General features: G+C 58.1%; 15 protein-coding genes and 1 other annotated feature. Of the genes, 5 read left to right on the forward strand and 10 right to left on the reverse strand.

Going from position 1 to position 14,299, the window contains the following annotated elements; all coding sequences use genetic code 11:
• Positions 1-15 precede the first annotated feature (15 nt).
• From hisIE to hisL, 9 genes are all read right to left on the reverse strand, one after another.
• Complete coding sequence (hisIE, locus tag SOM48_RS06310) at positions 16-627, reverse strand: bifunctional phosphoribosyl-AMP cyclohydrolase/phosphoribosyl-ATP diphosphatase HisIE (protein ID WP_279793101.1); 612 nt, start codon at positions 625-627, stop codon at positions 16-18.
• A complete protein-coding gene (gene hisF, locus SOM48_RS06315; protein WP_042711632.1) occupies positions 621-1,397 on the reverse strand; it encodes an imidazole glycerol phosphate synthase subunit HisF in 777 nt (258 codons plus the stop codon). Before hisF ends, hisIE begins: the two co-directional genes overlap by 7 nt.
• Complete coding sequence (gene hisA / locus SOM48_RS06320; RefSeq protein WP_054803235.1) at positions 1,379-2,116, reverse strand: 1-(5-phosphoribosyl)-5-[(5-phosphoribosylamino)methylideneamino]imidazole-4-carboxamide isomerase; 738 nt, start codon at positions 2,114-2,116, stop codon at positions 1,379-1,381. Before hisA ends, hisF begins: the two co-directional genes overlap by 19 nt.
• Positions 2,116-2,706 carry an imidazole glycerol phosphate synthase subunit HisH gene (hisH, locus tag SOM48_RS06325; RefSeq protein WP_023479202.1) on the reverse strand — a complete coding sequence of 197 codons (591 nt, stop codon included), beginning with the start codon at positions 2,704-2,706 and terminating at the stop codon, positions 2,116-2,118. The genes hisA and hisH overlap by 1 nt, the downstream gene beginning before the upstream one ends.
• Positions 2,706-3,773, reverse strand: a complete 1,068-nt coding sequence (gene hisB / locus SOM48_RS06330) for a bifunctional histidinol-phosphatase/imidazoleglycerol-phosphate dehydratase HisB (RefSeq protein ID WP_320511631.1) — start codon at positions 3,771-3,773, stop codon at positions 2,706-2,708. The genes hisH and hisB overlap by 1 nt, the downstream gene beginning before the upstream one ends.
• A complete protein-coding gene (gene hisC / locus SOM48_RS06335; protein WP_128482647.1) occupies positions 3,770-4,831 on the reverse strand; it encodes a histidinol-phosphate transaminase in 1,062 nt (353 codons plus the stop codon). The genes hisB and hisC overlap by 4 nt, the downstream gene beginning before the upstream one ends.
• Entirely contained in the window at positions 4,828-6,132 is a 1,305-nt protein-coding gene (hisD, locus tag SOM48_RS06340; RefSeq protein ID WP_320511633.1) for a histidinol dehydrogenase, read from the reverse strand. The genes hisC and hisD overlap by 4 nt, the downstream gene beginning before the upstream one ends.
• A 52-nt stretch (positions 6,133-6,184) precedes the next feature.
• Positions 6,185-7,084, reverse strand: a complete 900-nt coding sequence (hisG, locus tag SOM48_RS06345; RefSeq protein ID WP_023479108.1) for an ATP phosphoribosyltransferase — start codon at positions 7,082-7,084, stop codon at positions 6,185-6,187.
• Positions 7,085-7,119: 35 nt separating this feature from the next.
• Positions 7,120-7,242: a sequence feature (His leader region), on the reverse strand.
• Positions 7,218-7,268 carry a his operon leader peptide gene (hisL, locus tag SOM48_RS06350; RefSeq protein WP_128484015.1) on the reverse strand — a complete coding sequence of 17 codons (51 nt, stop codon included), beginning with the start codon at positions 7,266-7,268 and terminating at the stop codon, positions 7,218-7,220. Its footprint overlaps the feature before it by 25 nt.
• A 175-nt stretch (positions 7,269-7,443) precedes the next feature.
• On the opposite strand from hisL, the gene SOM48_RS06355 reads away from it, so the two are divergent.
• The 4 genes from SOM48_RS06355 to tsuB all read left to right on the forward strand — a co-directional run bounded on the left by SOM48_RS06355 (position 7,444) and on the right by tsuB (position 11,444).
• Positions 7,444-8,268, forward strand: a complete 825-nt coding sequence (locus SOM48_RS06355; protein ID WP_320511634.1) for an SDR family oxidoreductase — start codon at positions 7,444-7,446, stop codon at positions 8,266-8,268.
• 339 nt (positions 8,269-8,607) lie between these two features.
• The gene (locus SOM48_RS06360; protein ID WP_023479165.1) at positions 8,608-9,969 is read left to right on the forward strand and encodes an APC family permease; all 1,362 of its coding nucleotides are present in this window, start codon (positions 8,608-8,610) and stop codon (positions 9,967-9,969) included.
• Between the two features lie 175 nt (positions 9,970-10,144).
• A complete protein-coding gene (tsuA, locus tag SOM48_RS06365) occupies positions 10,145-11,200 on the forward strand; it encodes a thiosulfate utilization transporter TsuA/YeeE (protein WP_054803206.1) in 1,056 nt (351 codons plus the stop codon).
• 16 nt (positions 11,201-11,216) lie between these two features.
• Positions 11,217-11,444, forward strand: a complete 228-nt coding sequence (tsuB, locus tag SOM48_RS06370; RefSeq protein WP_023479141.1) for a thiosulfate utilization sulfurtransferase TsuB/YeeD — start codon at positions 11,217-11,219, stop codon at positions 11,442-11,444.
• A 34-nt stretch (positions 11,445-11,478) separates the two neighbouring features.
• Here the strand turns inward: tsuB and sbcB are convergent, their stop codons facing one another.
• The gene (gene sbcB / locus SOM48_RS06375; RefSeq protein ID WP_320511635.1) at positions 11,479-12,903 is read right to left on the reverse strand and encodes an exodeoxyribonuclease I; all 1,425 of its coding nucleotides are present in this window, start codon (positions 12,901-12,903) and stop codon (positions 11,479-11,481) included.
• 209 nt (positions 12,904-13,112) lie between these two features.
• Between sbcB and dacD the strand changes: the two genes are divergently transcribed.
• On the forward strand, positions 13,113-14,273 hold the full coding sequence (dacD, locus tag SOM48_RS06380) for a serine-type D-Ala-D-Ala carboxypeptidase DacD (protein WP_320511636.1): 1,161 nt from the start codon (positions 13,113-13,115) through the stop codon (positions 14,271-14,273).
• The last annotated feature ends 26 nt before the right edge of the window (positions 14,274-14,299 follow it).

The raw sequence follows: 14,299 nt of genomic DNA on the forward strand, positions 1-14,299 counted from the left end.
TTTTATGCCCACGGCTTATTGATGCCGCGCGCGCAGGTTCTCAATCACGGTGGTCAAATCGAGATTTTGATCCTGTAGCAGCACCAGCAGGTGGTACATCAGATCCGATGCTTCATTGGTCAACTCTTCGCGGTCGTTCACCGTTGCCGCCAGCGCCGTCTCTACGCCTTCTTCGCCAACCTTCTGCGCAATACGCTTGGTGCCGCTGGCATAAAGTTTGGCAGTATAGGAACTTGCCGGATCGGCGCTCTTACGCTCGGCCAGCAGCGTTTCCAGCTGATAGAGGAACAGCCACTGGTGGCTGGTGTCGCCAAAACAACTGGAGGTGCCTTTATGGCAGGTAGGGCCAATCGGGTTTACCAGCACCAGCAGCGTATCGTTGTCGCAATCTGGCGCAATCTTTACCACATTGAGGAAGTGCCCGGAGGTTTCGCCTTTGGTCCACAGGCGGCCTTTGGTGCGCGAGAAGAAGGTCACTTTGCCGCTCTCCAGCGTTTTTGCCAACGCCTCTTTGTTCATATAGCCCAGCATCAGTACTTCGCCGGAGACCGCGTGTTGCACCACGGCGGGCAGCAGTCCGTCGGTTTTTTCCCAGTCCAGTTGGGAGAGTTGTTGCTCTGTTAACATACCCTGATCTCCACGCCCTGGCCTGCCAGGTACGCTTTTAATTCACCAATATTGATAATCTGTTTGTGGAACACCGAGGCCGCCAGCGCGCCATCGACATCCGCATCGCGGAAGGCTTCAAGGAAGTGTTCCATTGTACCGGCCCCGCCGGAGGCGATCAGCGGCACGTTGCATACCTCGCGCACTTTTTTCAGTTGTTCCAGGTCGTAACCATTACGCACGCCATCCTGGTTCATCATATTCAGCACAATTTCACCGGCGCCGCGCTTCTGCACCTCTTGCACCCAGTCGAGGGTTTCCCACTGCGTCACACGCGTGCGGCTCTCATCGCCGGTATATTGATTCACGTGATACTTGCCGGTTGCGGCATCAAACCAGGTATCAATCCCGACCACAATGCACTGCACGCCAAAGCGGTCCGCCAGCCGCGTAATCAGCTCAGGATCGGCCAGTGCCGGTGAGTTGATGGAGATCTTGTCCGCGCCAAAGGAGAGGATCTGCGCCGCATCCTCAACCGATTTAATGCCGCCCGCCACGCAGAAGGGGATATCAATCACTTCCGCCACGCGTGTCACCCAGCTTTTATCCACCACGCGGCCATCGCTGGAGGCGGTAATATCGTAAAACACCAGCTCATCCGCGCCTTCCTCGGCGTAGCGTTTTGCCAGCGGCACAATGTCGCCGATGATCTCATGGTTGCGAAACTGCACGCCTTTCACCACCTGGCCATCACGCACATCGAGACAAGGGATTATCCGTTTTGCCAGCATTGAATGGCCTCCTTCACCGTAAATTTACCTTCCAGCAGCGCGCGGCCAACAATCACGCCGCCCACGCCTGTGCCGCGCAGCGCGGCGATATCATTAATGTCGCCAATGCCGCCGGAGGATTGAAACGCCACCTGCGGCCAGCGGGCGCAGATCTCTTCATACAGCGACACATTCGAGCCTGCCAGCGTGCCGTCGCGGGAGATATCCGTGCACAACACATGGCGCAGGCCGACGGCAAGATAGGTCTCAACCAGCGCTTCCAGCGTCACACCGGAGTTCTCCTGCCAGCCGCTGATCGCCACCTGTTTTGTGCCTTGCTCATCAATGCGCACATCCAGCGCCAGCACCAGCTTGTCGGCGCCGAAACGGGTGAACCAGCCTTTGACCATCTCGGGGGATTTCACCGCCGTCGAGCCAATCACCACCCGCGCCACGCCCGCGTCGAGCAGGGCGGCAACATCCTCTTCGCTGCGCACGCCACCGCCAACCTGCACCGGCACAGTGACGCCCGCCACCAGCGTTTTCAGCAAGGGGATCTGCCGACGCGCCGGATCTTTCGCACCGGTCAAATCGACGAGGTGTAACAGCTGCGCGCCCTGAGCGGCATACTCCTGCAAGCGCGGCAGCGGATCGCTGCCATAGTCGCGCTGCTGGGCGTAATCGCCCTGATGCAGGCGCACCACGCTGCCATCAATCAAATCTAAAGCGGGAATGATCATCACATCTCCAGGAAGTTTTTCAGCAGCTGCGCGCCCGCGCGCCCGGAACGCTCCGGGTGAAACTGCACGCCGTAGAAGTTGTCGCTCTGTACGGCGGCGGTAAACGGCTCGCCATAATCACAGCGAGCGATGGTGCTGGCATTCACCGGCATTGCATAGCTGTGAACAAAGTAGAAGTAGGCGCCATCCTCAATGCCCTGGAACAGGCGATGGCCCGCTTTCGGGTAGACCTGGTTCCAGCCCATATGCGGCAGCGGCAGCCCGACATCGTTCATTTTCGGTACCGCTTCATCAATAATGCCCAGCAGGTCGACGCCGCCGTTCTCTTCGCTGAAACGTCCGAGCAGCTGCATACCGAGGCAGATGCCCAGCACCGGCTGGGTGCAGGCTTTGACCAACTCAATCAGCTCGCGCTCGCGAAGCTGATCCATTGCCGCCTGCGCGGTGCCGACGCCCGGCAGAAACAGCTTGTCAGCGCGCAGCACCACGTCGGGATCGCGGCTGACCAGCGGCTCATAGCCGTGGCGCATAATGGCAGACTGCACCGAGTGCAGGTTGGCGCAGCCGGTATCGAGGATCACCACATTCATCACAGCACTCCTTTTGAAGAGGGAAGGGTATCGCCCTCAACGCGGATCGCCTGGCGCAACGTACGGCCAAAGGCTTTAAACAGGCTCTCGACGCGGTGGTGATCGTTTTTGCCCTTGGTCTTCAGGTGCAGGGTCAGCGCCATGGTGTAGGAGAGCGAGCGGAAGAAGTGCTCCACCATTTCGGTGCTCAGATCGCCGACGCGCTGATAGGTGAACTCCGCTTTATATTCCAGATGCGGGCGGCCGGAGATATCCATCGCGCAGCGGGCCAGGCACTCATCCATCGGCAGCACAAAGCCGAAACGGTTAATGCCGCGTTTGTCGCCAAGCGCCAGCTTCAGCGCTTCGCCCAGCGCCAGGCCGGTATCTTCAACGGTGTGGTGATCGTCGATATAGAGATCGCCTTTCACCGCAATCTCCATGCGAAAACCGCCGTGGGTGGCGATCTGATCGAGCATATGGTCGAAGAAGCCGACGCCGGTGTTGATCTTGCTGCCGCCTTCGCGGTCAAGCCACACCTTGACCTCGATCTGCGTCTCTTTGGTGTTACGCACAACGTGAGCGTAGCGGTCGCGGCGGGTCAGCTGCTCGCCAATCATCGCCCAGTTCAGGGTTTCACGGTTGTAGCGCAGGCCGCCAATCGCCATGTTGTCCGCCAGCTCGATGTCGGTGGCGCGATCGCCAATCACGTAGCTGTTGGCGCGATCCAGCGCGCCTTCTTCCAGCCAGCGCTCGACCAGTTTCACTTTCGGTTTGCGGCAGTCGCAGTTATCGGCGGGCAGATGCGGGCAGATCAACACCTCTTCGAACTCCACGCCCTGGGACTGGAAAATCTGCATCATCAGGTTGTGCGGGCCGTCAAAATCCGCCTGCGGCAAGCTGTTGGTGCCCAGACCATCCTGATTGGTGATCATCACCAGTTTATAGCCCGCCGCCTGCAGCTTGAGCAGCACCGGGATCGCCTGCGGCTCAAAGGCGAGCTTGTCAAATCGGTCCACCTGAAAATCGGTGGGCGGCTCGGAAATCAGTGTTCCGTCACGATCAATAAACAGGTACTTCTGGCTCATACTTGCTCCGCACGTAAAGCGTCAATGACGCGCTGGCTCTCTTCACGGGTACCAATAGTGATACGCAGACAGCCGCTTAAAGAGGGTTGCTTGTTCTGGTCTCTCAGGATAATGCCCTGATCCCACAGCGATTTAAACACCGCGCTCGAGGCGGTCATGCGCACAAGAATATAGTTGGTTTCGGAGTCGAACACCTGCTCAACGCAGGGAATATCGCGCAATGCATTCACTAAGTAGGCCCGCTCGGCGACGATCTGCGCCACGCGCTCACGCATCGCCGCCACACCCTGCGGGGTGAGCGCCTGCGCGGCGATATCGGCCACCGGCGTGGAGAGCGGGTAGGGGGCAATCACTTTCATCAGCAGGGCGATCACCTCTTCATTGGCGAGGGTAAAGCCGCAGCGCAGCCCCGCCAGCGCAAAGGCTTTGGATAAGGTGCGCAGAATAACCAGGTGCGGATACTCGCTCAGCCAGCCGGCGAGGGTCGCCTGCGGACAGAACTCAATATAGGCTTCATCGGCGATAACCAGCGCTTTACCGCGGGTCATCTCCAGCAGGCTGCGCAGATCCTGCGGGTTGATAATCTGCCCGGTCGGGTTGTTGGGGCTGCACACGTAGACCAGCTTCACGCCGTCCAGTTTATCGGCGATGCCCTGTAAATCCAGCTGCCAGTTTTCACGGGCCAGCACGGTGCGATACTCGACGCCAAAGGTTTCGGCACTGACGCTGTACATGCCGTAGGTCGGCGGGCAGAAGAGCACCGCATCCTGACCCGGCTCGCAGAAGGCGCGGATCAGCAACTCAATCCCTTCATCAGCCCCGCGGCTTACCAGCACCTGCTCCGGCTTCACGCCCGCATACTGGGCGTAGTTATCGATCACCGCTTTCGGCTGGCACTCCGGGTAGCGGTTGAGCGCGTTTTGCGACAAATCGAACGGCACTGCGGTCGGGAACTCGTTGGCGTTCAGCCAGACATCACCTTTGCCGCCAAGGCGGCGCGCCGACTGGTAAGGGGTCAGTTCGCGGACATTTTTACGCGCCAGCTCTTCAATGCTCATGCTTGCTCCTTAAGCGCCTTGACGCGCAGGGTAACGGCGTTTTTGTGCGCGGTCAGGCGTTCAGCCGCCGCCAGCGTTTCGATGGTGCTGGCAAGCTGCGCAAACCCTTCGCGCGAAAGCTCCTGCACCGTCATGCGTTTCTGGAAATCTGCCAGCCCGAGGCTGGAGCAGGTCGCGGTGTAGCCATAGGTCGGCAGCACGTGGTTAGTGCCGGAAGCGTAATCACCCGCCGACTCCGGCGACCAGTCTCCGAGGAACACCGAACCGGCGCTGGTAATGCTCTCCACCAGCGACCGCGCGTCGCGGGTCTGAATAATCAGGTGCTCCGGGCCGTACTGGTTTGAAATAGCCACGCACTGCGCCAGATCGCGCGCCACAATCAGCCGGCTGGCGGCAAGCGCCTGGCGTGCCGTCTCCGCGCGCGGCAGGTCGGCGAGCTGGCGCTCAACGGCCTGCGCCACGCGTGATGCCATTTCGCTATTGGGGGTCAGCAGGATCACCTGCGAATCAGGGCCGTGCTCCGCCTGCGACAGCAGATCCGAGGCGACAAAATCGGGTGTTGCACCGCTATCAGCAATCACCAGCACTTCGGAGGGACCTGCCGGCATATCGATTGCCGCGCCATCGAGGCGCTGGCTCACCTGGCGTTTAGCTTCGGTGACGAAGGCGTTGCCTGGGCCAAAAATTTTATCCACCTTCGGCACTGATTCAGTGCCAAGGGCGAGGGCGGCAATCGCCTGCGCGCCGCCGACCTGATAAACCGCCTGCACGCCACACAGCTGCGCGGCGTAGAGAATTTCATCAGCGATAGGCGGCGGTGAGCAGAGCACCACTTTGCGGCAGCCTGCAATACGCGCCGGGGTCGCCAGCATTAACACCGTCGAGAAGAGCGGTGCGGAGCCGCCGGGAATATAGAGCCCCACCGAGTCAATCGGGCGGGTTACCTGCTGGCAGCGCACGCCAGGCAGGGTTTCCACATCCACGGTTGGCAGAATTTGCGCGGTGTGGAAGGCGTCGATGTTCTTCACCGCCACCGCCATTGCCTGTTTGATCTCGTCACCCAGGCGCGCGCTGGCGTCTTCAATCTGTTGCGCGGTCACTTTCAGCGCGTCGACCTGGGTTTTGTCGAACTTGGCGCTAAAGGCGCGCAGGGCGTCATCCCCGCCTGTGCGCACCGCTTCAATAATCTCTGCGACCGTACGGGTAATGCTTTCGGAGGCGGAGATCGCCGGGCGCAGCAAGAGGGCGCGCTGCTCCTCTTCACTACAGCTGTTCCAGTCGATGATGGTGTTAAAGCTCATACTCTTTTTCCTTATCTGGCAAACGGGACCGCAGGCCGCACACAGCGAGGCCTTACTCCATCATCTTCTCAATCGGCAGCACCAGAATGGAGCTGGCGCCCAGCGCTTTCAGCTTCTCCATGGTCTCCCAGAAGAGCGTTTCGCTGCTGACCATGTGCATCGCCACGCGCTGCTGATCGCCTGCCAGCGGCAGAATGGTCGGGCGCTCAGCGCCCGGCAGCAGGGCGATCACCTCGTCCAGGCGCTCGCTCGGCGCGTGCATCATGATGTATTTCGACTCGCGCGCCTGAATCACGCCCTGAATACGGGTCAGCAGTTTGTCGATCAACTGCTGTTTGGCCTCTGGCATCTCGCCGTCGCGCTGGATCAGGCAGGCTTTCGAGCGGTAAATCACTTCGACTTCGCGCAGGCCGTTCGCTTCCAGCGTTGCGCCGGTGGAGACGAGATCGCAAATCGCATCCGCCAGACCAGCACGCGGGGCGACTTCAACCGAGCCATTCAGCAGACAGGATTTAAACGACACGCCTTTCTGATCGAGGTAGCGTTTCAGCAGGTGAGGGTAGGAGGTAGCGATGCGTTTGCCATTGAGCGACAGCGGGCCGTCCCAGGCTTCATCCACCGCCGTTGCCAGCGACAGTCGACAGCCGCCGAAATCGAGGCGGCGCAAAGTGAAGTAGCGCGGATCTTCACCCTGTGCGCGGCGGGTCAGCAGCTCTTCTTCTAAAACGTTTTCGCCAATAATGCCGAGGTCGACCACGCCATCCATCACCAGGCCCGGAATATCGTCATCGCGTACACGCAGAATATCGATCGGCATATTTTCCGCGAGGGCGATTAAGCGCTGAGTGTGCAGGTTGATCTTGATACCGCAGCGGGCCAGCAATTCGCGTGAATCGTCACTAAGACGGCCGGATTTCTGAATAGCTATGCGTAAACGCGAGTTATCTAACATTCTGTTGTCCTCTGTAATCCTGCTAAAAATTGTCCAAAAAAAAGCCCCCGGAAGGCGATCTTCCGGGGGCTCTCTTTGCGTTCATGCACCACTGGAAGATCTGACTCTCTTCCAGCACACATCGCCTGAAAGACTAGTCAGGGTGATGGTGATGATGGTGGTGTTTAAATGGAACGCGGTTCATAAAATTCTCGATGAATGCTTATTCATATGTTGGCAATTACCGTAAACCAGGTTGGTCGTTGAAGGCAAGGGCTTTTTTTTATGATTAAATCATTTCATATACGTTCTGTGAATTGTCACTGACAGAGCGCTGGCGTAGCCTAATAGTATTCGCAGGTTGTAAGCAGGGGAGAGGCATGAAAAAAGTCGCAATTGTCGGATTAGGCTGGTTGGGGATGCCGCTGGCGCTCTCATTAACTGCGCGGGGCTGGCACGTGACCGGCAGTAAGACCACGGAAGATGGCGTCGAGGCGGCGCGCATGTGCGGTATCGAAAGCTATCTGCTTAAGCTCGAACCTGAACTGGTTTGTGACCCGGACGATCTTGATGCGCTAATGAATGTCGACGCGCTGGTGATCACGCTACCCGCCCGGCGCAGCGGCCCCGGCGAGGAGTTCTATCTGCAGGCGATGCAGGAGATTGTCGACAGCGCGCTGGCGCACCGCATTCCACGCATCCTTTTTACCAGCTCAACCTCGGTCTACGGCGATGCGCCAGGCACCGTTAAAGAGAGCACGCCGCGCCAGCCGGTGACTGCCAGCGGGCGGGTGCTGAAGGAGCTTGAGGACTGGCTGCACAATTTACCGGGTACCCAGGTCGATATTCTGCGTCTGGCAGGATTAGTCGGACCATCCCGCCATCCGGGGCGCTTCTTCGCCGGTAAAACCGCGCCTGACGGTCAGCTTGGCGTTAACCTCGTGCATCTTGAAGATGTGGTTGCCGCTATTACGCTGTTGCTGCAGTCGCCGAAAGGGGGGCACATTTATAATATCTGCGCCCCTGCGCATCCGACGCGCGAAACCTTCTATCCGGCAATGGCGCGTAAGCTGGGTCTGCCAGCGCCAACCTTTACCGATTCGCCCGCGGAAAAGCGCGGCAAAGTGGTAGATGGCAGCCGCATCTGTTCTGAACTAGGCTTTGAATATCTCTACCCCGATCCGATGCAGATGCCTCTGGAGTAGGGTTTTTTAGCAAAAAATGCGATTAGCAGGATTAATGATCGAGCTGGCGTTTAAAAATCAAACGGTTAGACATCATTAATTTCTATAGCGGCCTGCATTGTATTGTCATTGTGCTTCAACCTGGTGCAGAATATGCCGCTGCAAAAAATAGAGAAGATTAACCGACGTTCAACGCGTCGGTTATTTTTTTGCAAGCAAAACGTCATTCAATAAAAGAGGCCGGGCTTCGTACCGGATAGATACACATTTAAAAACCGACAGTCGTTGTCGCTGAGGAAAGAACACAAATGGGGCAATATTTTGCATTTGCGACGGCCGCCGCCGTTCTGGGGGAAAGCCATGTCGCATAACGTTACTCCAAAAACCTCTCGCGTGGAATTGCGTAAGACCCTTACGCTGATTCCGGTTGTAATGATGGGCCTTGCCTATATGCAGCCGATGACGCTGTTCGATACGTTCGGTATCGTCTCCGGCCTGACCGATGGTCATGTGGCAACCGCCTACGCGTTTGCCCTGGTCGCTATTCTCTTTACTGCCCTGAGCTACGGTAAACTGGTTCGCCGTTTCCCGTCGGCAGGCTCCGCCTATACCTATGCGCAGAAATCCATCTCCCCGGCCGTGGGCTTTATGGTGGGTTGGTCATCGCTGCTGGACTACCTGTTCATGCCGATGATCAACATTCTGCTGGCGAAAATTTACTTTGAAGCGCTGGTGCCTTCTATTCCGTCGTGGCTGTTCGTGGTGGCGCTGGTGGCCTTTATGACCATCTCCAACCTGCGCAGCATTAAGACCGTGGCGAACTTCAACACCCTGATCGTGATCCTGCAGATGGGCATCGTTGCCGTCATTGTCGGGCTTATTATCTATGGTGTGTCGCACGGCGAAGGCGCAGGCACGCTGACCAGCACCCGTCCGTTTTGGTCTGAAGGCGCGCATGTGGTGCCGATGATCACCGGTGCGACGATCCTCTGCTTCTCGTTCCTCGGCTTCGACGGCATCTCCTCGCTTTCTGAAGAGACCAAAGACGCTGAGCGCGTCATTCCGCGCGCGATCTTCCTCACCGCACTGCTGGGCGGCGTGGTCTTTATCGTGGCCTCTTACTTCCTGCAGCTCTACTTCCCGGATATCTCGCGCTTTAAAGATCCGGACGCGTCGCAGCCGGAAATCATGCTCTACGTTGCGGGTAAAACCTTCCAGTGGGGCGTGCTGATTTTCTCAAGCGTTACCGTACTGGCATCCGGTATGGCGGCACACGCGGGCGTTTCCCGTCTGATGTACGTGATGGGCCGCGACGGCGTCTTCCCGACCCGTTTTTTCGGCTACGTACACCCGAAATGGCGTACTCCGGCATGGAACGTGCTGCTGGTTGGCGCGATTGCGCTGCTGGCGATTAACTTCGATCTGGTCACCGCTACGGCGCTGATCAACTTCGGTGCGCTGGTGGCCTTCACCTTCGTTAACCTGTCGGTGATCTCCCAGTTCTGGATCCGCGAGAAGCGCAACAAAACGCTGAAAGACCACTTCAACTACCTGGTGCTGCCGGTCTGCGGCGCGCTGACGGTCGGTGCGCTGTGGGTTAACCTCGAAGAGAGCTCGATGGTACTGGGCCTTATCTGGGGCGCAATTGGTCTGGTTTACCTGGCCTGCGTGACCCGCAGCTTCCGTAACCCGGTGCCGCAGTACGAAGATATCACTCAGTAAGATCTGCTCAGACAGATAATAAAACCGGAGGCCATGCCTCCGGTTTTTTTTCGCCTTCGCTCTTCCACCCGCCGCTAATAACAAAACACCCTATGCTAGACCATTTTGTTATTGGTTCCCGCCCGGCTGCTTGTGAATAATTTGCGATCTTGTTTTTCCGGACGCTATTACCGTTATGTTCTCAATGATTGTAAGTGGATTGATCTGCGGCGCGCTGCTCGGCTTTGTGATGCAGCGGGGCCGTTTCTGCCTCACCGGCGGCTTTCGCGACATGTATATCGCGAAAAATAACCGCATGTTTTATGCCCTGTTGATCGCGATTGCGATCCAGAGCGTGGGCGTTTTCGCCCTGATTCAGGCGGGTGTGGTGCAGTATGACGCTGGCGCTTTCCCGTGGCTTGGCACCGTGGTGGGCGGCTATATTTTTGGGCTTGGCATCGTTTACGCAGGCGGCTGTGCGACCGGGACCTGGTATCGTGCCGGGGAAGGGCTGATCGGCAGCTGGATTGCGCTCTTTACCTATATGGTGATGAGCGCGGTAATGCGCTCGCCGAACGCAGCGGGCCTCAACCAGCTGTTGAAAACCTACAGTACCGAGCACAACTCAATTGCCGAGACCTTTGGCTTCTCCGTCTGGCCGCTGATTGTGCTGCTGGTGGCGGTGACGCTGTGGGTGGTTGCCAAAGAGCTGCGCAAACCGAAGCTGAAAGTCGCCTCACTGCCGCCGCGCAGAACCGGTCTTGCACACATTCTGTTTGAGAAGCGCTGGCATCCGTTTGTTACCGCCGTGCTGATCGGCCTGATTGCACTGCTGGCGTGGCCGCTGAGCGAAGCCACCGGGCGTATGTTTGGTCTTGGCATCACCTCGCCGACCGCCAACATTCTGCAATTTTTGGTGGCAGGACAAAGCAAAGTACTGAACTGGGGCGTCTTCCTGGTGCTGGGGATCTTCCTGGGATCGCTGATTGCCGCGAAAGCCAGCCGCGAGTTCCGCGTGCGCGCCGCTGATGCGCAAACCACGCTGCGCAGCGGCTTTGGTGGGCTGTTAATGGGCGTCGGTGCCAGTATGGCGGGCGGTTGCTCCATCGGTAACGGTCTGGTAATGACGGCGATGATGACCTGGCAGGGGTGGATCGGTCTGGTATTTATGATCCTTGGCGTATGGACCGCGTCATGGTTTTTATATGTTCGTCCACAGCGCAAAGCGAAGCTTGCCGCGGCTGTGGCCTAAATAAACAGGAGCTGTTATGGCAGTTAAAAAACTCGATGTGGTAACGCAGGTATGCCCGTTCCCACTGATTGAAGCAAAAGCGGCGCTGGCAGAGATGCACAGCGGCGATGAACTGGTGATTGAGTTCGACTGCACCCAGGCGACGGAAGCGATTCCTCAGTGGGCGGCAGAAGAGGGGCACACCATTACGGATTACCAGCAGGTAGGTGATGCTGCCTGGAGCATCACCGTCCAGAAGGCGTAAGCCGCAGGCCCTCCCGCGCGCGGGAGGGCGACTTTCAGACAATCTCTTCGGCGTACTGCCACAGCGCTTTCAACAGCGCCTGTTTCTCACTGTCCCCATCATACTGCTGGAACAGCACCTGCAGCTCGTCGGCATAGTGTTGTAAAAACTCCGGGGTAAAGATCTCGCGGCGATGCGCCAGCCAGCGCTGCTGCTCCTCTTCATCGAGCGTGCCGGGGAAGTTGCGCGCCCGGTAGTTAAACAGCAGTTTCTCAATGCGCGCATCGGCAAAGGTGATATCCAGCGCCGGTAAGTTGCGCGGCTCGGTCTCAAGCAGGATTTTCATGGCGGCGCGGTCGGCATCGCTGAAAAAGCCGTTGTAGATCTGCGCGTCGACATTCTCTGACGGTACAAACGGCTCCGCTTCGGCGAAGATCGCCAGCACTTTTTCGCGTACCTGCGGATGGTCGCGCAGGATCTGTAAATTATCGAGACAGCGCTGGCGATCGATACCGAGCCGCTCGGCATCCTCTGGCCGCAGCGTGTTGGCCTGCGCCAGCACCGGGCACTTGTTCAGATGCACCAGCTTAACCGGCACCGCCGCGTCATCGCCCAGCTCGCTCTTCGGCGTATAGAGGCGCTCACGCAATGCATCGGTGTCCAGCTCCAGCAGCGGCGACATATCGCCCGCCAGATCGACCATAATCACCGCGTTGCGGTTTTCCGGATGCCACGCCAGCGGCGCAACCCAGCTGGTGTTGCCGCGCGCCGCGCCAAACATGCCAGAGACATGCACCAGCGGCTTCATCTGTGGCACATCAATCAAGGTCGCCAGCTTCTGCTTGCTGCGATGGCTATAGAGATAGGCAAACAGCTTCGGCTGCTTCGCTTTCACCAGCTGCGCCATGGCGATGGTGGCATAGACATCCGCCATCGCGTCGTGGGCGTTGCTGTGCTCAATGCCGTTCGCTTTGGTCAGGTGCTCAAGGCGGAAACTCGGCAGACCCTCTTCATTCTCCGGCCAGTTGATTCCCTCCGGGCGCAGGGCATAGCAGGCGCGCATCACATCCAGCAGATCCCAGCGGGAGTTATGGTTTTGCCAGCTCCAGGCGTAGGGATCGTAGAAGTTGCGGTAAAAAATATTGCGCGTCACTTCATCATCAAAACGGACGTTGTTGTAACCCACCACGCAGGTATTCGGCACGGTGAAGAGGTCGTGAATGCGTTTAGCAAACGCCGCTTCATTTTCACCTTTGGCGCGCGCCACCTGCGGGGTAATGCCGGTGATCAGCACCGCTTCAGGCTGTGGAAGATAGTCATCGGCGGGTTTGCAGTAGAAGACTTCCGGCTCGCCGATGGTCGTGAAATCGGCGTCGGTGCGCAGTGCGGCGAGCTGCGCCGGGCGATCCAGCGCGGGGCTGGTTCCGAAGGTCTCGTAATCATGAAAAAGAAATGTCGGGGTTGCCGGGGAATCAGACACCAGAAGCTCATCCTGTCAGAAAGTATGCCGACTATGGTAAACCATCGTCGCCCGTGTGCCGAAGAAAAACCGTGCCAGCTTACGGCGCAACTCGCAAAAACAGGGGCTTAAAAATGATTTATGTCACATTTCTTTGCAATTTTGCCAGGTAACGACACACGAAGTTCCGTACAAAGGACGCCCCTTTCCGATGTATTGAGGATATTTCATTGAAACGCCGTTTGTTTGCTGCTTCATTGTTGGCGGTGAGCGTCCATTGCGCTCAGGCCGACGACCTCCCATTTGCCCCTCAGCCCCCGGCAGTGCAGGCCGGATCATGGGTCTTGATGGACTACACCACCGGGCAGATCTTAACTGCGGGGCATGAGCATCAGCAGCGTAATCCGGCGAGTCTCACCAAATTGATGACCGGCTATGTCGTCGACCGCGCCATTGATAGCCATCGCATCAGTGCGGACGACGTAGTTACGGTTGGCAAAGATGCCTGGGCGCAGGGCAACCCGGTGTTTGCCGGATCGTCACTGATGTTCCTTAAGCCGGGCGATCGCCTGACGGTGCGCGATCTGAGCCGTGGGTTGATTGTCGATTCCGGGAACGACGCCTGTGTAGCGCTGGCGGATCACGTCGCCGGTGGGCAGCCGCAGTTCGTGGCGATGATGAACGACTATGTGCAGAAGCTGAATCTGCGTGATACCCATTTTGAAACGGTACATGGCCTGGATGCGCCGGGGCAGCACAGCTCGGCCTACGATCTGGCGGTGTTATCGCGCGCTATTATTCACGGCGAGCCGGACTTCTATCATATGTACAGCGAAAAGAGCCTGACGTGGAACGGCATCACCCAGCAGAACCGCAACGGGCTGCTGTGGGATAAAAGCCTGAATGTCGATGGGCTGAAGACCGGGCACACCTCCGGCGCGGGCTTTAACCTGATTGCCTCAAGCGTTGATGGTCAACGCCGTTTGATCGCGGTGATCATGGGCGCGGACAGCCCGAAAGGGCGCGAAGAGCAGGCGCGCAAGCTGCTGCACTGGGGTCAGCAGAACTTTGATACGGTTGAGATCCTGCGTAACGGCAAAAAAGTGGGCAGCGAGCGCGTCTGGTATGGCGATAAAGAGCAGATTGCTGTCGGCACCAATGAGGATCGCTGGCTGGTGCTGCCAAAAGCGGAGCTGCAAAACATCAAAGCGAAATATGTGCTGGACAGCAAAGAGCTGGAAGCGCCGCTTGCCGCCCATCAGCGCGTCGGTGAAATCCAGCTTTATGACCGTGATAAAGTGATTGCCAAAATGCCGCTGGTGACGCTGGAGAGCGTTGACAAAGGCGGGCTCTTCTCCCGACTGAGCGACTACCTGCACCACAAAGGGTGACCATCGTGCGGGCAGAGTGGCAGGCT

It is taken from the genome of Kosakonia sp. CFBP8986 (genome assembly GCF_034044935.1).
GTDB lineage: Bacteria > Pseudomonadota > Gammaproteobacteria > Enterobacterales > Enterobacteriaceae > Kosakonia > Kosakonia cowanii.